15 protein-coding genes and 3 tRNA genes are annotated in these 17263 nt (G+C 51.9%); 8 read left to right on the top strand and 10 right to left on the bottom strand.

From position 1 onward, the window contains the following. Positions 1-2: 2 nt before the first annotated feature. Together tsaE and nnr are read right to left on the bottom strand one after the other, a co-directional pair. Entirely contained in the window at positions 3-464 is a 462-nt protein-coding gene (gene tsaE / locus EFER_RS21060; RefSeq protein ID WP_000981977.1) for a tRNA (adenosine(37)-N6)-threonylcarbamoyltransferase complex ATPase subunit type 1 TsaE, read from the bottom strand. Continuing rightward, complete coding sequence (nnr, locus tag EFER_RS21055) at positions 436-1983, bottom strand: bifunctional ADP-dependent NAD(P)H-hydrate dehydratase/NAD(P)H-hydrate epimerase (RefSeq protein WP_015953938.1); 1548 nt, start codon at positions 1981-1983, stop codon at positions 436-438. Before nnr ends, tsaE begins: the two co-directional genes overlap by 29 nt. Between nnr and queG the strand changes: the two genes are divergently transcribed. Continuing rightward, positions 1982-3121, top strand: coding sequence for a tRNA epoxyqueuosine(34) reductase QueG (gene queG / locus EFER_RS21050; RefSeq protein ID WP_001294196.1), 1140 nt, complete (start codon positions 1982-1984; stop codon positions 3119-3121). The genes nnr and queG overlap by 2 nt on opposite strands. Here queG and EFER_RS24340 read toward each other — a convergent pair. The 4 genes from EFER_RS24340 to EFER_RS21035 form a co-directional block, all read right to left on the bottom strand. Then, positions 3104-3157 (bottom strand): hypothetical protein, encoded by a 54-nt coding sequence (locus EFER_RS24340; protein ID WP_134895679.1) that lies wholly within the window; start codon positions 3155-3157, stop codon positions 3104-3106. The two genes, queG and EFER_RS24340, sit on opposite strands and share 18 nt — an antisense overlap. Positions 3158-3390: 233 nt before the next feature. Continuing rightward, positions 3391-3466, bottom strand: a tRNA-Gly gene (locus EFER_RS21045). 36 nt (positions 3467-3502) lie between these two features. Beyond that, positions 3503-3578 (bottom strand) — tRNA-Gly (locus EFER_RS21040). Positions 3579-3614: 36 nt separating this feature from the next. Next, a tRNA-Gly gene (locus EFER_RS21035) sits at positions 3615-3690 on the bottom strand. Between the two features lie 283 nt (positions 3691-3973). On the opposite strand from EFER_RS21035, the gene EFER_RS21030 reads away from it, so the two are divergent. After that, the gene (locus EFER_RS21030; protein ID WP_000810815.1) at positions 3974-4714 is read left to right on the top strand and encodes an arginine ABC transporter substrate-binding protein; all 741 of its coding nucleotides are present in this window, start codon (positions 3974-3976) and stop codon (positions 4712-4714) included. Positions 4715-4753: 39 nt separating this feature from the next. Here the strand turns inward: EFER_RS21030 and orn are convergent, their stop codons facing one another. Beyond that, a complete protein-coding gene (orn, locus tag EFER_RS21025) occupies positions 4754-5299 on the bottom strand; it encodes an oligoribonuclease (protein ID WP_002431739.1) in 546 nt (181 codons plus the stop codon). A gap of 94 nt (positions 5300-5393) precedes the next feature. On the opposite strand from orn, the gene rsgA reads away from it, so the two are divergent. The 3 genes from rsgA to mscM all read left to right on the top strand — a co-directional run bounded on the left by rsgA (position 5394) and on the right by mscM (position 10856). Continuing rightward, on the top strand, positions 5394-6446 hold the full coding sequence (gene rsgA, locus EFER_RS21020) for a small ribosomal subunit biogenesis GTPase RsgA (protein ID WP_000041956.1): 1053 nt from the start codon (positions 5394-5396) through the stop codon (positions 6444-6446). A 96-nt stretch (positions 6447-6542) separates the two neighbouring features. Further along, a complete protein-coding gene (asd, locus tag EFER_RS21015) occupies positions 6543-7511 on the top strand; it encodes an archaetidylserine decarboxylase (RefSeq protein WP_000934929.1) in 969 nt (322 codons plus the stop codon). A gap of 21 nt (positions 7512-7532) precedes the next feature. Further along, positions 7533-10856 (top strand): miniconductance mechanosensitive channel MscM, encoded by a 3324-nt coding sequence (gene mscM, locus EFER_RS21010; protein ID WP_001236836.1) that lies wholly within the window; start codon positions 7533-7535, stop codon positions 10854-10856. 30 nt (positions 10857-10886) lie between these two features. On the opposite strand, the gene EFER_RS21005 is transcribed toward mscM, so the two are convergent. From EFER_RS21005 to epmA, 3 genes are all read right to left on the bottom strand, one after another. Then, the gene (locus EFER_RS21005) at positions 10887-11201 is read right to left on the bottom strand and encodes a YjeO family protein (RefSeq protein WP_001276181.1); all 315 of its coding nucleotides are present in this window, start codon (positions 11199-11201) and stop codon (positions 10887-10889) included. Positions 11202-11298: 97 nt separating this feature from the next. Next, a complete protein-coding gene (gene yjeM / locus EFER_RS21000; RefSeq protein ID WP_015953935.1) occupies positions 11299-12801 on the bottom strand; it encodes a glutamate/gamma-aminobutyrate family transporter YjeM in 1503 nt (500 codons plus the stop codon). Between the two features lie 217 nt (positions 12802-13018). Continuing rightward, complete coding sequence (epmA, locus tag EFER_RS20995) at positions 13019-13996, bottom strand: elongation factor P--(R)-beta-lysine ligase (protein WP_000004800.1); 978 nt, start codon at positions 13994-13996, stop codon at positions 13019-13021. A 325-nt stretch (positions 13997-14321) separates the two neighbouring features. On the opposite strand from epmA, the gene frdA reads away from it, so the two are divergent. Genes frdA through frdC form a run of 3 tightly spaced genes read left to right on the top strand, consistent with a single transcriptional unit; the run spans position 14322 to position 17263 of the window. Further along, a complete protein-coding gene (gene frdA, locus EFER_RS20990) occupies positions 14322-16130 on the top strand; it encodes a fumarate reductase (quinol) flavoprotein subunit (protein ID WP_001192973.1) in 1809 nt (602 codons plus the stop codon). Then, the gene (gene frdB / locus EFER_RS20985; RefSeq protein WP_000829498.1) at positions 16123-16857 is read left to right on the top strand and encodes a fumarate reductase iron-sulfur protein; all 735 of its coding nucleotides are present in this window, start codon (positions 16123-16125) and stop codon (positions 16855-16857) included. Before frdA ends, frdB begins: the two co-directional genes overlap by 8 nt. Before the next feature lie 10 nt (positions 16858-16867). Then, positions 16868-17263: a fumarate reductase subunit FrdC gene (frdC, locus tag EFER_RS20980; RefSeq protein ID WP_000208757.1), complete on the top strand. Its 396-nt coding sequence runs from the start codon at positions 16868-16870 to the stop codon at positions 17261-17263.

Below are 17263 nucleotides of genomic sequence, written 5' to 3'. Positions count from 1 at the left end.
GGTTAACCGGCTAAACGCGCCAGCAACAATTCACCCGCAGAGGAAACCGCACTCACGCGCGCCTCACGGCCTTGTGCCTGATAATCAATGTGTATTTCGACATCCGGGTCAGGAAGAACACCTGTACCTTGTTGTGGCCACTCCACCAGGCAGATGGCATCGTTGGCAAAATAATCGCGGATCCCCATAAACTCCAGCTCCTCGGGATCGGCAAGGCGGTATAAATCAAAGTGATACACCATTAAGTTGTCGAGCGTATAGGGTTCGACCAGCGTATAAGTGGGGCTTTTGACATTACCCTGATGACCCAGAGCCTGTAAAAAGCCCCGGCTAAAGGTGGTTTTACCTGCGCCTAAATCGCCATACAGATAGATTACAGTCGCGCCATCGCAGGCTTTCGCTACCCGCTCGCCCAGGTCTAATGTTGCCTGCTCATCAGGGAGCGGAATTACTCGATTCATCATGGTTTTTATCAGTCACTTCCGGGTTAACAATACGCTGTAGCGTGGAAAAGAGATCGGTCGCCAGCATTCCGCGCGTTCCAAAACGCGCCGCCAGTACGTCAGCTGCCGTACCGTGTGCGACACAGCCCGCGCACGCTGCATCATACGGCGACAGTTTTTGCCCAAGCAATGCGCCAATAATACCAGAGAGCACATCACCCATCCCGCCGCTCGCCATGCCTGCATTTCCGGCATCAATAATGCCTAAAGCATCAGGATGCGCGGCAACTACGGTTCCGGCACCTTTCAGCACCGCTACGCCGCCATAACGTTGTACCAGACGTTGGGCGCAATGTAAGCGGTCACTTTCAATTTCTGCTACGGAACAGCCCAACAACCGTGCGGCCTCGCCAGGATGCGGCGTGATCACGCGATTGTGACGCTTATCAGGATTGATTGCCAGCAGGTTCAATGCATCGGCATCCCATAACATCGGTTTGCGAAAATTCTCAACTTTTTGCAGGGCTTTTTTTCCCCACTCTTGCTGGCCCAGACCGGGACCAATCACCACCACATCGGCCCATTCCAGGCTTTCGGTAAGAGAGTCCATAGTCAGTTCATGCACCATCAATTCCGGTCGTGCAGTCAGCAGCGGCGCAATGTTCTCACTGCGGGTCAGTACTCGGACTAAACCAGCACCAGCACGCAGTGCCGCTTCCCCCGTCATACGAATAGCCCCCGCCGTGCCGTAATCGCCACCAATAATCACCAGCCGCCCGTGATCGCCTTTATGCGAAGTCGGGCGACGCGGTTTCAGCCAGTGAGAAAGTTGTTCTGCCGAAAACCGCTGAATTTTCGTCTCCTGACCTGCCAACCAACTGTCCAGCCCCAGCGAGTCAAAATGCAGTTTTCCGGTAACATCCCGGGCTTTCCCGGTGAGCAAGCCAGGTTTCAGCGCAATAAAAGTGATGGTGTGATCGGCGTTGATTACCGCGCCTGGTGTAGCGCCAGTTTCAGCCAGCAGGCCGGAAGGGATATCAACCGCCACAATCGGCGCAGGGTGAGTATTAGCGTGGTCGATTAACTGGCTAATGGATTCGCGGGGCGCTTGCTGCAAGCCAGTACCGAGCAGCGCATCAACAATCAGATCTGCCGATTCTGGCCAGACAATATTCGACGCATGGATCTCGCCTCCCGCGTTTAACCATGCTTCACGTGCCAGCGCGGCCTCTTCCGGCAACGGTTTGTCGCTCTCCTGGGCCAGCAGCGTAACCTGAATGCCGACCGCTTTGGCCAGCCGCGCGACCACGTAGCCATCGCCGCCGTTATTACCATGACCGCACAGCACCAGCCAGTGGCGGGCGTCAGGATAAGCCGAACGACACACCAGGAATGCGGCTTCGCCAGCGCGAAGCATCAGCTCATAGAGTGTGAGCCCCAGCGCATCTGCCGCCTCGCGTTCGCCGCGGCGGATATCGTCGGCGTGCCAGACGGTGTGTGGTATACTTACGGGGTTTTTCTTCATTGTATGGTCCGTCATGTCAGAGCCCCTCGATCTCAATCAGTTAGCGCAAAAAATTAAACAGTGGGGGCTGGAACTGGGCTTTCAGCAGGTAGGTATTACCGATACCGATCTCAGCGCGTCCGAGCCCAAACTGCAAGCATGGCTGGACAAACAATACCACGGCGAAATGGACTGGATGGCGCGTCACGGTATGCTGCGCGCCCGCCCCCACGAGTTATTGCCCGGTACGCTGCGCGTCATCAGCGTGCGGATGAATTACCTTCCTGCTAACGCCGCATTTGCCAGCACGCTGAAAAACCCCAAACTCGGCTATGTAAGTCGTTATGCGTTGGGCCGTGACTATCACAAACTTCTGCGCAACCGACTCAAAAAGCTGGGCGAGATGATTCAGCAACATTGTGTTTCGCTGAATTTTAGACCGTTTGTCGATTCTGCGCCTATTCTCGAGCGCCCGTTAGCTGAAAAAGCAGGTCTTGGCTGGACAGGTAAGCACTCACTTATCCTCAATCGCGAGGCCGGTTCGTTCTTCTTTTTAGGTGAATTACTGGTCGATATTCCGCTGCCCGTGGATCAACCGGTCGAGGAAGGATGCGGTAAATGCGTAGCCTGTATGACGATTTGTCCGACCGGCGCCATCGTCGAGCCATATACCGTCGATGCTCGCCGCTGTATCTCTTATCTCACCATTGAACTGGAAGGGGCGATCCCGGAAGAGCTGCGTCCATTGATGGGAAACCGTATTTACGGTTGCGATGACTGCCAGCTTATCTGCCCGTGGAATCGCTATTCGCAACTCACTAAAGAAGACGATTTCAGCCCGCGCAAACCACTACACGCACCGGAACTCATTGAGTTATTCGCCTGGAGTGAAGAGAAGTTTTTAAAAGTCACGGAAGGTTCGGCGATTCGCCGTATAGGTCACCTGCGTTGGCTGCGTAATATCGCCGTGGCATTAGGCAATGCCCCCTGGGATAAAACGATTTTGACAGCGCTGGAAAGTCGTAAAGGTGAGCACCCACTTCTTGATGAGCACATAGCGTGGGCGATTGCGCAGCAAATCGAGAGGCGAAATGCGTGCGTCGTGGAGGTACAACTACCGAAAAAACAGCGTCTGGTTCGGGTCATTGAAAAGGGATTACCACGAGATGCCTGATTTATCCACAGCTTGTGAATAAAAATAAAAACGCATTGCAATTCAAGACGAATAAAATCGTCAAGTGATCGACTCGACAAAACGAGATCTTAATTTTCAACTTATATATCAATAAGTTAAAAAAATACTATTCACCGTGCGAAGTTTCTTTGAAATTAAGATATCAGCCTGAGCCTGTGGATAACTCTGTTTACAAGAGTTTGTCAGAGACAATAAAAACCAGCAATAACGCATCGCATCGCTGTGGATATTTTACTTGGAGAAGAATTTGGAGCGGGAAACGAGACTCGAACTCGCGACCCCGACCTTGGCAAGGTCGTGCTCTACCAACTGAGCTATTCCCGCTTGGATGGTCTGTGCCTTATAGCACTTTTCAAATTTTGGAGCGGGAAACGAGACTCGAACTCGCGACCCCGACCTTGGCAAGGTCGTGCTCTACCAACTGAGCTATTCCCGCTTGGGTGGTCTGTGCTTTACAGCACTTTGCAAATTTTGGAGCGGGAAACGAGACTCGAACTCGCGACCCCGACCTTGGCAAGGTCGTGCTCTACCAACTGAGCTATTCCCGCGTACTACCTAATTTTTGCTTTCGTAATTTCGCATTTCTGCGTCGTTACGGGAGGCGCATTATACGAGAAATCTTTCCCTCTGCAACCCCCCAAACGATTTTTTTCGCAAAAATTGTTTGAATGCTGATTTATTCGACAAATCTAGCGAAAAACGAACAGCTTAACAAAAAACTTTTCACTCTCCGCCTAAAAGGACAGAATCTGTCTGTTGCCCCAGGCAGATAAAAGCGTAGCACACAGCCTTGGGCAGTCCACAACACAACATGGAATATCAGGGAATCAGATGAAACAAAAATTACTTGTCATGCTCCTCGCCGGGCTCTCCTTTCAGGCTACTGCCGCAAACACCAAAACACTGCATTTCGGCACTTCTGCAACCTATGCTCCGTATGAATTTGTTGACGCAGACAATCAAATCGTAGGATTCGATATTGATGTTGCCAAAGCCGTTTGCAAAGAGATGCAGGCAGAGTGTCAGTTTACAAATCAGAGCTTTGACAGCCTTATCCCCGGATTACGCTTCAAAAAGTTTGATGCCGTCATCGCGGGGATGGATATGACAGCCAAACGAGAACAACAGGTTTCTTTCAGCCAACCCTACTATGAAGGGCTATCTGCTGTGGTTGTCACTCGCAAAGGGGCTTACAACAGTTTCGCAGAACTGAAAGGCAAAAAAATCGGTCTGGAAAATGGCACCACTCATCAGCGATATCTGCAAGATAAGCAAAAAGAGATTACAGCTGTCGCCTATGACAGTTATCTGAATGCATTTACCGATCTGAAAAGCAACCGACTGGATGGTGTTTTTGGTGATGTTGCAGCCATTGGCAAATGGCTTAAAAACAACCCGGATTACGCCATCATGGACGAACGGGCAAAAGATCCGGAGTATTACGGTAAAGGTTTAGGTATCGCGGTACGCAAAGGCAATGATGCGTTGCTGGCAGAAATCAACGCGGCACTTGATAAGGTCAAAGCCTCGCCCGAATACGCGCAAATGCAAGAGAAGTGGTTTACACAGTAATCATTTGCCGGGGCGTAATCACCACGCCCCGATTTCGTATTACAGCTTGATAAAATGCTCGCGGTAGTAAGCCAGCTCCGCCACCGATTCACGGATATCATCCATCGCCTGATGCGTCCCCTGTTTGGTAAAACCATCAAGAATTTCCGGCTTCCAGCGGCGCGCCAGCTCTTTCAGTGTGCTGACATCCAGATAACGGTAGTGGAAGTAGGCTTCCAGCTCCGGCATGTATTTAAACAGAAAGCGACGATCCTGGCCGATGCTGTTACCGCAAATCGGCGATTTTCCCGCAGGCACCCACTGTTTTAAAAATTCGAGCGTTGCCAGTTCAGCTTCCCGATCGCCCATCGTGCTCGCTTTCACGCGCTCCACCAGCCCGCTGGCGGTATGGGTGCGCACGTTCCAGTCATCCATCATCGCCAGCTGTTCATCGGACTGGTGTACTGCAATGGTCGGCCCTTCTGCCAGAATATTCAGGTTGGCGTCGGTCACCAGCGTGGCAATCTCAATAATGCGATCGCGCTCGGGATCCAGACCGGTCATCTCAAGATCGATCCAAATCAGGTTGTTTTCATTGGCACTCATGCTATTTTCCACCCATTCACAGTGACTATATTGATCCACAATTGCGTGTATCATAGATGTTTTGCCCATCAGGGGCGACCAGGAGTCAGTACGATTGAGTAAAAATAAACTCTCCAAAGGCCAGCAGCGCCGCGTGAACGCCAATCACCAGCGTCGTCTTAAAACGTCTAAGGAGAAGCCCGACTACGACGACAATCTGTTTGGCGAGCCTGATGAAGGTATCGTCATCAGCCGCTTTGGTATGCACGCTGATGTGGAATCCGCCGATGGCGACGTTCACCGCTGCAATATTCGCCGTACCATCCGTTCGCTGGTGACCGGCGATCGCGTAGTCTGGCGTCCGGGTAAACTGGCGGCGGAAGGCGTAAATGTCAAAGGGATCGTGGAAGCGGTGCATGAGCGCACCTCGGTGTTAACGCGCCCGGATTTCTACGACGGCGTGAAACCTATTGCCGCCAACATCGACCAGATTGTTATTGTCTCCGCCATTTTGCCGGAGCTGTCGCTCAATATTATCGACCGTTACCTGGTGGCCTGCGAAACCTTGCAAATTGAGCCGATTATTGTGCTCAACAAGATAGACCTGCTGGACGACGAAGGCATGGCATTCGTCAACGAGCAGATGGATATCTACCGCAATATCGGTTATCGCGTATTGATGGTTTCCAGCCATACTCAGGATGGGCTGAAACCGCTGGAAGAGGCGTTGACCGGGCGCATCAGTATTTTTGCTGGGCAGTCTGGCGTAGGCAAATCCAGCCTGCTGAACGCGTTGCTGGGGCTGCAAAAAGAGATCCTGACCAACGACGTCTCTGACAACTCGGGTCTCGGTCAGCACACCACGACCGCCGCTCGGCTGTATCACTTCCCGCACGGCGGTGATGTGATTGACTCCCCTGGTGTGCGCGAGTTCGGCCTTTGGCACCTGGAGCCGGAACAAATCACTCAGGGCTTTGTCGAATTCCATGACTATTTAGGTCTGTGTAAATATCGCGATTGCAAACACGATACCGATCCGGGCTGCGCTATCCGGGAAGCCGTTGACGAAGGGAAAATCGCGGAAACCCGTTTCGAAAACTATCACCGTATTCTGGAAAGCATGGCGCAGGTAAAAACGCGTAAAAACTTTTCTGATACGGATGACTGACAATTAAGCTAACCGTCGTTAGAATCGTCCCCTTTTTTTCAGGATCCGGCATGTAGGCCGGATCAGGAACGACAAAACAATGGCCTGGAGGCTACCTTGTTAAATTCATTTAAACTTTCGCTACAGTACATTCTGCCGAAATTATGGCTTACTCGCCTGGCGGGTTGGGGCGCAAGCAAGCGGGCAGGATGGCTGACAAAACTGGTTATCGATCTGTTCGTTAAATACTACAAGGTCGACATGAAAGAGGCGCAAAAGCCGGACACCGCCAGCTACCGCACCTTTAACGAATTCTTTGTCCGTCCGCTGCGTGACGAAGTACGCCCAATCGATACCGATCCTAATGTACTGGTCATGCCTGCCGATGGCGTTATCAGCCAGTTAGGTAAAATCGAAGAAGATAAAATCCTGCAAGCTAAAGGCCACAACTACAGCCTCGAAGCTCTGCTGGCAGGTAACTATCTGATGGCGGATCTTTTCCGTAACGGTACGTTTGTGACCACTTACCTCTCCCCGCGTGACTACCACCGCGTACACATGCCGTGCAACGGTATTCTGCGTGAGATGATCTATGTGCCGGGCGATCTCTTCTCCGTTAACCATCTCACCGCTCAGAACGTGCCGAATCTGTTTGCCCGTAACGAACGCGTGATCTGCCTGTTCGATACCGAATTTGGCCCGATGGCGCAGATTCTGGTCGGGGCGACGATTGTTGGCAGCATTGAAACTGTCTGGGCGGGCACCATTACGCCGCCGCGCGAAGGCATCATCAAGCGTTGGACCTGGCCTGCCGGAGAAAACGACGGTTCTGTGGCGCTGCTGAAAGGCCAGGAAATGGGGCGCTTTAAACTCGGCTCTACCGTTATCAACCTGTTTGCACCGGGTAAAGTTAATCTGGTTGAGCAACTGGAAAGCCTGTCTGTCACGAAAATTGGCCAGCCGCTGGCAGTATCTACCGAAACCTTTGTTACGCCAGACTCTGAACCTGCCCCGCTTCCTGCTGAAGAGATCGAGGCAGAACACGACGCCAGCCCATTGGTTGACGATAAAAAAGACCAGGTCTAATCCATCAAAGGAAACGCTGACGTGCGCCTGATTATCACTTTTCTGATGGCCTGGTGCCTCAGTTGGGGGGCGTACGCCGCGACGGCCCCCGATAGTAAACAAATCACCCAGGAACTGGAGCAGGCAAAAGCGGCGAAACCCGCTCAGCCGGAAGTCGTAGAGGCACTCCAGTCCGCCTTAAATGCGCTTGAGGAACGAAAAGGTTCCCTTGAGCGCATCAAGCAATATCAAGAAGTCATTGATAATTACCCGAAACTCTCCGCTACTCTGCGCGCGCAATTAAACAACATGCGTGACGAGCCGCGCAGCGTATCGCCTGGAATGTCTACCGACGCGCTGAATCAAGAAATTCTCCAGGTCAGCAGTCAGTTACTGGATAAGAGCCGTCAGGCCCAGCAAGAGCAAGAGCGCGCCCGCGAGATTGCCGATTCGCTGAATCAACTGCCGCAACAGCAAACTGACGCCCGCCGCCAGTTGAATGAAATCGAGCGCCGCCTTGGAACGCTTACCGGCAATACCCCGCTTAATCAGGCGCAAAATTTTGCTTTGCAGTCTGACTCTGCGCGACTGAAGGCGCTCGTTGATGAACTGGAACTGGCACAGCTGTCTGCCAATAACAGGCAAGAATTAGCGCGCTTGCGCTCAGAGCTGGCAGAAAAAGAGAGCCAACAGCTGGATGCATATTTGCAGGCCTTGCGTAATCAGTTGAACAGCCAACGCCAGCTTGAGGCGGAGCGGGCGCTGGAAAGCACCGAATTGCTGGCGGAAAACAGTGCCGATTTGCCGAAAGATATCGTCGCGCAATTCAAAATTAACCGCGAGCTGTCGGCAGCGCTGAATCAACAGGCGCAGCGGATGGATCTCGTTGCCTCGCAACAGCGTCAGGCTGCCAGCCAGACGTTACAGGTCCGGCAGGCGTTGAATACGCTGCGTGAACAATCACAATGGCTGGGATCGTCCAACCTGCTCGGCGAAGCGTTGCGGGCGCAGGTGGCACGGCTGCCGGAAATGCCAAAACCACAACAGCTTGATACCGAAATGGCGCAGTTGCGTGTGCAACGGTTACGTTATGAGGATCTGCTTAATAAACAGCCGCTGCTACGACAAATCCATCAGGCCGACGGTCAGCCGCTGACCGCCGAGCAAAACCGTATTCTTGAAGCACAGCTGCGCACTCAGCGTGAGTTACTTAACTCATTGTTACAGGGCGGCGACACGTTACTGCTGGAGCTGACCAAGCTGAAAGTCTCCAACGGGCAACTGGAAGATGCGCTGAAAGAAGTGAATGAAGCGACGCACCGATACCTGTTCTGGACTTCTGACGTGCGCCCGATGACCATCGCCTGGCCGCTGGAGATCGCCCAGGATCTGCGTCGTCTCATTTCGCTGGACACCTTCAGTCAGTTGGGCAAAGCCAGCGTAATGATGCTGACCAGCAAAGAGACGATTTTGCCGCTGTTTGGCGCGTTGATTCTGGTCGGTTGCAGTATTTACTCGCGCCGCTATTTCACCCGTTTTCTTGAACGTTCGGCGGCGAAAGTCGGCAAAGTGACTCAGGATCACTTCTGGCTGACGTTGCGCACCCTTTTCTGGTCGATTCTCGTCGCATCACCGCTACCGGTGCTGTGGATGACGCTGGGTTACGGCTTGCGCGAGGCGTGGCCTTATCCGCTGGCGGTCGCAATTGGTGATGGCGTAACGGCCACCGTACCGCTGCTGTGGGTAGTGATGATTTGTGCCACCTTTGCCCGTCCGAACGGCTTGTTTATCGCTCATTTCGGCTGGCCACGCGAACGGGTTTCCCGTGGGATGCGTTACTACCTGATGAGCATCGGGCTTATTGTGCCGCTGATTATGGCGCTGATGATGTTCGATAACCTCGACGACCGTGAATTCTCCGGTTCGCTGGGACGGCTTTGTTTTATCCTCATTTGCGGTGCACTGGCGGTAGTCACCCTCAGCCTGAAAAAGGCCGGGATTCCGTTGTATCTCAACAAAGAAGGCAGCGGCGACAACATTACCAACCATATGCTGTGGAACATGATGATTGGCGCGCCGTTGGTTGCCATTCTGGCGTCGGCGGTGGGTTATCTGGCAACGGCGCAGGCACTGTTAGCAAGGCTTGAAACCTCAGTTGCCATCTGGTTCCTGCTACTGGTGGTTTATCACGTTATCCGCCGCTGGATGCTGATCCAACGCCGCAGGCTGGCGTTTGACCGGGCGAAGCATCGCCGGGCAGAGATGTTAGCGCAGCGTGCGCGTGGCGAAGAGGAAGCGCATCATCACAGTAGCCCGGAAGGGGCAATTGAAGTCGATGAAAGCGAAGTCGATCTCGATGCCATCAGTGCGCAATCCTTGCGGCTGGTGCGCTCAATTTTGATGTTGATCGCCTTGCTTTCGGTCATTGTGCTGTGGTCAGAAATCCATTCCGCTTTCGGCTTCCTTGAAAATATTTCGCTGTGGGATGTCACTTCCACGGTACAGGGCGTAGAAAGTTTGGAGCCGATTACCCTCGGTGCGGTGCTGATTGCCATTCTGGTGTTTATCATCACCACGCAGCTGGTGCGCAACCTGCCCGCGCTGCTGGAACTGGCGATTTTGCAGCACCTCGATTTAACGCCGGGCACTGGTTACGCCATCACCACCATCACCAAATATCTGCTGATGCTGATTGGCGGGCTGGTCGGCTTCTCAATGATTGGTATTGAGTGGTCGAAATTGCAGTGGCTGGTCGCCGCGCTCGGTGTTGGTCTCGGTTTTGGTTTGCAGGAAATTTTCGCCAACTTTATCTCTGGCCTGATAATCCTGTTCGAAAAACCGATTCGCATTGGCGATACGGTAACGATCCGCGATCTTACCGGTAGTGTGACGAAAATTAACACCCGCGCCACCACCATCAGCGACTGGGACCGCAAAGAAATTATCGTGCCGAACAAGGCGTTTATTACCGAGCAGTTTATCAACTGGTCGCTCTCTGACTCGGTCACGCGCGTGGTGTTGACGATTCCGGCCCCTGCCGATGCCAACAGTGAAGAAGTGACGGAAATCCTGCTCACCGCAGCGCGTCGCTGCTCGCTGGTAATCGATAACCCAGCACCGGAAGTCTTCCTGGTGGATCTGCAACAGGGTATTCAGATTTTCGAGCTGCGTATTTACGCCGCTGAGATGGGTCACCGCATGCCACTACGCCATGAGATTCACCAGCTGATTCTGGCAGGATTCCATGCCCACGGTATCGATATGCCATTCCCGCCCTTCCAGATGCGTCTGGAAAGCCTCAACGGTAAGCAAACGGGGAGAACATTAACTTCTGCGGGCAGAGGTCGTCAGACGGGAAGTTTGTAAGGTCTTTGTGGCCGGATGAACCCATCCGGCTCACAAGCAAAACTGATAGCGCAGAAAAAACTGCCACAACCAGTAGCCGAAAATAGCCAGTGCGGTGGCATACATAAACCAACCGCGTTTTTTTCGCCACAGCGCGAACCAGAAAAAGGGGAAAAAGAGCGGTAACGTCATTATCACACCGACATCACGGGTATCGTCATTTTCCAGATACTCCAGCACATGGCAGATATTTTTAACCCCACCTTCATCAATCATCCACTCTTTGTCCAGCGTGGAAGTGATGACTATCCAGGGGATCGCTACAACAAACCAGATGCAGCACAAGACAAACATGCGCGCACTCATGAGATAATCGGTCGCTTAATTTCGCTATAGCGCATACGAAATCCCGCTAATTCCCTGTCATTGCGCCCTATCGTCAGGCAGACGATAGGGCATCGGGTTATTCCACCGCCCACTGCGGATTTTTTGCCACTCTGCTGCAATAGTTCTGGTAAATCGCCATCGCTAACAGCGAGAAGAAGACAGGGCCGCCAATCATCCACAATGTGCTGTCCCAGTCTCCGGCTTCAACCACAGGTTGAATGATGGTGAAGACGTTCGCAAATGTCACCACCAGTACGACAACCACTGTCGCAATCATTGCCGACATACGCGTTTTGAAAATCACAAACGGTCTGTCGAGATCCTGACGTGCTTTAAAGAACGGGAAAGCCAGTGCAAGGAACAGGTAAGGAAGCGTCATAGACACGTTCGCCATCAGCGTTAGCTTGTTAAAGAATGCCGATGCGGTGCCACCACCAAACGAAACCAGCAGGATGAAGACAGTAACCAATCCGCACTGCATCCACATTGCGATAGAAGGCATACCCATCGTATTCAGGCGAGTCATCGGTTCCGGCCACAATGCTTTCGGCGTTCCCTGGATAATAGCTTTCAGTGGCGAATAGCAGAGCGTAAAGAACGCGCCAGTGTAGGCGAGGAACATTGAAAGCCCGGTAATACGCGCAAACCATACGCCCAGGGTCAATGCTGATTCCGGGGACAGATTCATCGCGTTACCTAGCGTCATTCCCAGACTTTTCATCAAAATATAAGTAATGTTGCCCAGGTTAACGGAACCGTTACTTAATACTTGCTGCCAGTTAGTGCTAACTCCCCACTGGAATATTGCTAATGAATAACCGATAGAAATAACAATTGCGGCAAACACAATACCTTTGGCAAAGTTTTTTTCCGGGTTTTCCGTTTTATCCACCAGTCCACCGACAGCTTCAATACCGCCGTAAGCAAATATGGCAAATACGACAAAAGACAACATTGCCAGTCCAGACTGGTATCCCGGATTTGGCGATGTGACAAAATTAATATCCTGCGCAAAATGACCACCATTTAATAACAAAATGGCAATACTCACTAACAGCAATACTAAATTAAGACACATTACGGCAATACCGCCTACCGCCGTAATACGTGCGATTTTATTAATCCCTTTTGACGCAACGGTGGTAACGATGATCATCCATGCAACAGCCAGTAAACCTACCACCTGCGTAGGCTCCAGCCCCGCAAAGCGCCAGTGTTGTGTCATGTCACTACCAAAAAGAAAAGTGGAAAATGGAACCCAAACCTTTGCAGAGGTACTTACCATCCAGATGATGTAAGAAGAGAACCACATAAAAGTACCAATAAAGGCATAGCGTGGCCCTACGCTATTATTCATCCAGGAATAGATTCCCCCTTCCTCTTTACGGTAGGCGGCTCCCATTTCAGCCATCATTAAGGCGAATGGAATAAAGAATAACAATGCAGATAAAATATAAAAGGGTATTGCACTATAACCCATTAAATAAAAAGCAGATGGGCTATTTGCAAATCCAAATACGGATGTAAAGATCATAAGTATGAGCCCCATAAGGCTCATCTTTTTTATTGATTGATTCATTAAGTTACTCTCACACTCACGAGCACCCTTAAAAAGCGCCCACTGTTTAATGTCAATTTCCCTAAAGAAGATCGACATTCAATAACAAGATAAATTGGGGCAGGATGATAGCAAATATCCAGCCTGAAATTGTGGCTTTTCGCGCGAAAATGAAAATATATGCTACAAAATGGCGTTCAAAACGCCATTTTGTCTCTTAATGAAGTGATTTTCGGAATTACGCCCGATCGACACTAAAGGCAATAACGTCAGACAAACGCTCAGCCCCCAACGCCAGCATGACCAGGCGATCCACCCCCAGCGCCACGCCAGAGCAGTCAGGCATCCCAACTTTCAGCGCCTCAATCAGGTTATGATCAATAGGATGCTGCGGTAACCCGCGCGCGGCACGTTTGCGGTTATCCTGCTCGAATCGTTGCTCTTGTTCACGAGCATCCGTTAATTCATGGAAACCATTCGCCAGCTCAATACCTTTATAGTAAACCTCAAAGCGTTCAGCGACCCGATGATCTTCGGTACTGATTTGCGCCAGTGATGCCTGACTGGCCGGAAAATGATACACAAATGTCGGTTTTTCTTTACCAATATTTGGTTCTACACCAAAGGTAAAGAGCAGTTGTAGCAAAGTGTCACGATCTTCTTCTTCGTCAGCCACGTTACTCAAATCGAGTTTTGCTGCCGCTTCCCGAAGCTGCGCTTTGTCGGCAGAGAGAGGATCAATCTCCAGATAACGCTGGAAGGCCTGCTGATATGAAAGACTTTCCGCAGGGGCACAATCAAGAACTTGTTGCAGTAGATCATCCACTTCATTCATCAGTCGATACATGTCATAGTGGGGACGATACCACTCCAGCATGGTGAATTCAGGATTGTGATGTCGCCCCATCTCTTCATTGCGGAAACTACGACACAACTGAAAGATTGGCCCGCAACCGGCTACCAGCAAGCGTTTCATGTGGTATTCCGGGCTGGTCATTAACCAAAGATTCATCCCCTGAGAGTGCCCAGGGCCTACGAAACGCGTTTCAAACGGGACGAGATGAATATCTGTAACCGTTGCCTGGCTCATACAAGGCGTTTCCACCTCCAGTACGCCGCGATCGGCAAAGAAACGCCGAATTTCCGTCATAATCGCTGCACGTTTTAAAAGGTTTGGGATGGATGCGCTCGGCTGCCAGGTTGCCGTTTCGCTCATGATGCTTTCTCCTGTTTATGACAAGGGCAGGAAGTCTACTCGTATCGCGTCGGGGAGACAAATTTTGCACGTTATTATTCAGATGAAAAAGAAAGATTAAAAAAAGTGCAAACCGCTGGTTTCGTAATTAAATTAATCAAAATCAGTGATAATTCAGGCCACTTGCCTGCCAAAAAATTCGAACACGTCAAATTTTCCAGGAGTGCGTAAGACTATACTGATGTACCTATAAAGGAGCAGTGGAATAGCGTTCGTAGTCGGTATTTTTCAGGCGCTTTGCCTGGAATTATGAGGCTGCGAAGTAACAATAATCTGGAGGAATGTCGTGCAAACCTTTCAAGCCGATCTTGCCATTGTAGGCGCCGGTGGCGCGGGATTACGTGCTGCAATTGCTGCCGCGCAGGCAAATCCTAATGCAAAAATCGCACTAATCTCAAAAGTATACCCAATGCGCAGCCACACTGTTGCTGCAGAAGGGGGGTCTGCCGCTGTCGCGCAAGATCATGACAGCTTTGAATACCACTTTCACGATACAGTAGCCGGTGGCGACTGGCTGTGTGAACAGGATGTCGTGGACTATTTTGTTCATCATTGCCCTACTGAAATGACTCAACTTGAGTTATGGGGCTGCCCGTGGAGTCGTCGCCCGGATGGTAGCGTCAACGTACGTCGCTTCGGTGGCATGAAAATTGAGCGTACCTGGTTCGCCGCCGATAAGACCGGCTTCCATATGCTGCACACGCTGTTCCAGACCTCTCTGCAATTCCCGCAGATCCAGCGTTTTGACGAGCACTTCGTACTGGATATTCTGGTTGATGATGGTCATGTTCGCGGCCTGGTGGCAATGAACATGATGGAAGGCACGCTGGTGCAGATCCGCGCTAACGCGGTCGTTATGGCTACCGGCGGTGCGGGTCGCGTTTATCGTTACAACACCAACGGCGGTATCGTTACTGGTGACGGTATGGGTATGGCGCTAAGCCACGGCGTTCCGCTGCGTGACATGGAATTCGTTCAGTATCACCCAACCGGTCTGCCAGGTTCCGGTATCTTGATGACCGAAGGCTGCCGCGGTGAAGGCGGTATTCTGGTCAACAAAAATGGCTACCGTTATCTGCAAGATTACGGCATGGGCCCGGAAACTCCGCTGGGCGAGCCGAAAAACAAATATATGGAACTGGGTCCACGCGACAAAGTTTCTCAGGCCTTCTGGCACGAATGGCGTAAAGGCAACACCATCTCCACGCCGCGTGGCGATGTAGTTTATCTCGACCTGCGTCACCTCGGCGAGAAAAAACTGCATGAACGTCTGCCGTTCATCTGCGAACTGGCGAAAGCGTACGTTGGCGTCGATCCGGTTAAAGAACCGATTCCAGTACGTCCGACCGCACACTACACCATGGGCGGTATCGAAACCGATCAGAACTGTGAAACCCGCATTAAAGGTCTGTTCGCCGTGGGTGAATGTTCCTCTGTTGGTCTGCACGGCGCAAACCGTCTGGGCTCCAACTCCCTGGCGGAACTGGTGGTCTTCGGTCGTCTGGCCGGTGAACAAGCGACAGAACGTGCAGCAACTGCCGGTAATGGCAACGAAGCGGCAATTGAAGCGCAGGCTGCTGGCGTTGAACAACGTCTGAAAGATCTGGTTAACCAGGATGGCGGCGAAAACTGGGCGAAGATCCGCGACGAAATGGGCCTGGCTATGGAAGAAGGTTGCGGTATCTACCGTACGCCGGAACTGATGCAGAAAACCATCGACAAGCTGGCTGAGCTACAGGAACGCTTCAAGCGCGTGCGCATCACCGACACCTCCAGCGTGTTCAACACCGACCTGCTCTACACCATTGAACTGGGCCACGGTCTGAACGTTGCTGAATGTATGGCGCACTCCGCAATGGCACGTAAAGAGTCTCGCGGCGCGCACCAGCGTCTGGACGAAGGTTGCACCGAGCGTGACGACGTCAACTTCCTCAAACACACCCTCGCCTTCCGCGATGCTGATGGCACTACTCGCCTGGAGTACAGCGACGTGAAGATTACTACGCTGCCGCCAGCTAAACGCGTTTACGGTGGCGAAGCGGATGCAGCCGATAAGGCGGAAGCAGCCAATAAGAAGGAGAAGGCGAATGGCTGAGATGAAAAACCTGAAAATTGAGGTGGTGCGCTATAACCCGGAAGTCGATACCGCACCGCATAGCGCATTCTATGAAGTGCCTTATGACGCAACTACCTCATTACTGGATGCGCTGGGCTACATCAAAGACAACCTGGCACCGGACCTGAGCTACCGCTGGTCCTGCCGTATGGCGATTTGTGGTTCCTGCGGCATGATGGTTAACAACGTGCCAAAACTGGCATGCAAAACCTTCCTGCGTGACTACACCGACGGTATGAAGGTTGAAGCGTTAGCTAACTTCCCGATTGAACGCGATCTGGTGGTCGATATGACCCACTTCATCGAAAGTCTGGAAGCGATCAAACCGTACATCATCGGCAACTCCCGCACCGCGGATCAGGGTACTAACATCCAGACCCCGGCGCAGATGGCGAAGTATCACCAGTTCTCCGGTTGCATCAACTGTGGTCTGTGCTACGCCGCGTGCCCGCAGTTTGGCCTGAACCCCGAGTTCATCGGTCCGGCTGCCATTACGCTGGCGCATCGTTATAACGAAGATAGCCGCGACCACGGTAAGAAGGAGCGTATGGCGCAGTTGAACAGCCAGAACGGCGTATGGAGCTGTACTTTCGTGGGCTACTGCTCCGAAGTCTGTCCGAAACACGTCGATCCGGCTGCGGCCATTCAGCAGGGCAAAGTAGAAAGTTCGAAAGACTTTCTTATCGCGACCCTGAAACCACGCTAAGGAGTGCAACATGACGACTAAACGTAAACCGTATGTACGGCCAATGACGTCCACCTGGTGGAAAAAATTGCCGTTTTATCGCTTTTACATGCTGCGCGAAGGCACGGCAGTTCCGGCTGTGTGGTTCAGCATTGAACTGATTTTCGGGCTGTTTGCCCTGAAAAATGGCCCGGAAGCCTGGGCGGGATTCGTCGACTTTTTACAAAACCCGGTTATCGTGATCATTAACTTGATCACTCTGGCAGCAGCTCTGCTGCACACCAAAACCTGGTTTGAGCTGGCACCGAAAGCGGCCAATATCATTGTAAAAGACGAAAAAATGGGACCAGAGCCAATTATCAAAAGTCTCTGGGCGGTAACCGTGGTTGCCACCATCGTAATCCTGTTTGTTGCCCTGTACTGGTAA

Source organism: Escherichia fergusonii ATCC 35469, assembly GCF_000026225.1.
Classification (GTDB): Bacteria; Pseudomonadota; Gammaproteobacteria; order Enterobacterales; family Enterobacteriaceae; genus Escherichia; species Escherichia fergusonii.
The sequence above is the reverse complement of the archived record's forward strand: the minus strand, read 5'-3'. Positions and strand labels throughout refer to the sequence as shown.

Excerpts from the sequence above, each read along its gene's own strand:
- tsaE (WP_000981977.1), bottom strand. The coding sequence starts at position 464 with ATGATGAATCGAGTAATTCCGCTCCCTGATGAGCAGGCAACATTAGAC.
- nnr (WP_015953938.1), bottom strand. The coding sequence starts at position 1,983 with ATGACGGACCATACAATGAAGAAAAACCCCGTAAGTATACCACACACC.
- frdC (WP_000208757.1), top strand. The coding sequence starts at position 16,868 with ATGACGACTAAACGTAAACCGTATGTACGGCCAATGACGTCCACCTGG.
- queG (WP_001294196.1), top strand. The coding sequence starts at position 1,982 with ATGTCAGAGCCCCTCGATCTCAATCAGTTAGCGCAAAAAATTAAACAG.
- orn (WP_002431739.1), bottom strand. The coding sequence starts at position 5,299 with ATGAGTGCCAATGAAAACAACCTGATTTGGATCGATCTTGAGATGACC.
- frdB (WP_000829498.1), top strand. The coding sequence starts at position 16,123 with ATGGCTGAGATGAAAAACCTGAAAATTGAGGTGGTGCGCTATAACCCG.
- epmA (WP_000004800.1), bottom strand. The coding sequence starts at position 13,996 with ATGAGCGAAACGGCAACCTGGCAGCCGAGCGCATCCATCCCAAACCTT.
- EFER_RS21030 (WP_000810815.1), top strand. The coding sequence starts at position 3,974 with ATGAAACAAAAATTACTTGTCATGCTCCTCGCCGGGCTCTCCTTTCAG.
- EFER_RS21005 (WP_001276181.1), bottom strand. The coding sequence starts at position 11,201 with ATGAGTGCGCGCATGTTTGTCTTGTGCTGCATCTGGTTTGTTGTAGCG.
- yjeM (WP_015953935.1), bottom strand. The coding sequence starts at position 12,801 with ATGAATCAATCAATAAAAAAGATGAGCCTTATGGGGCTCATACTTATG.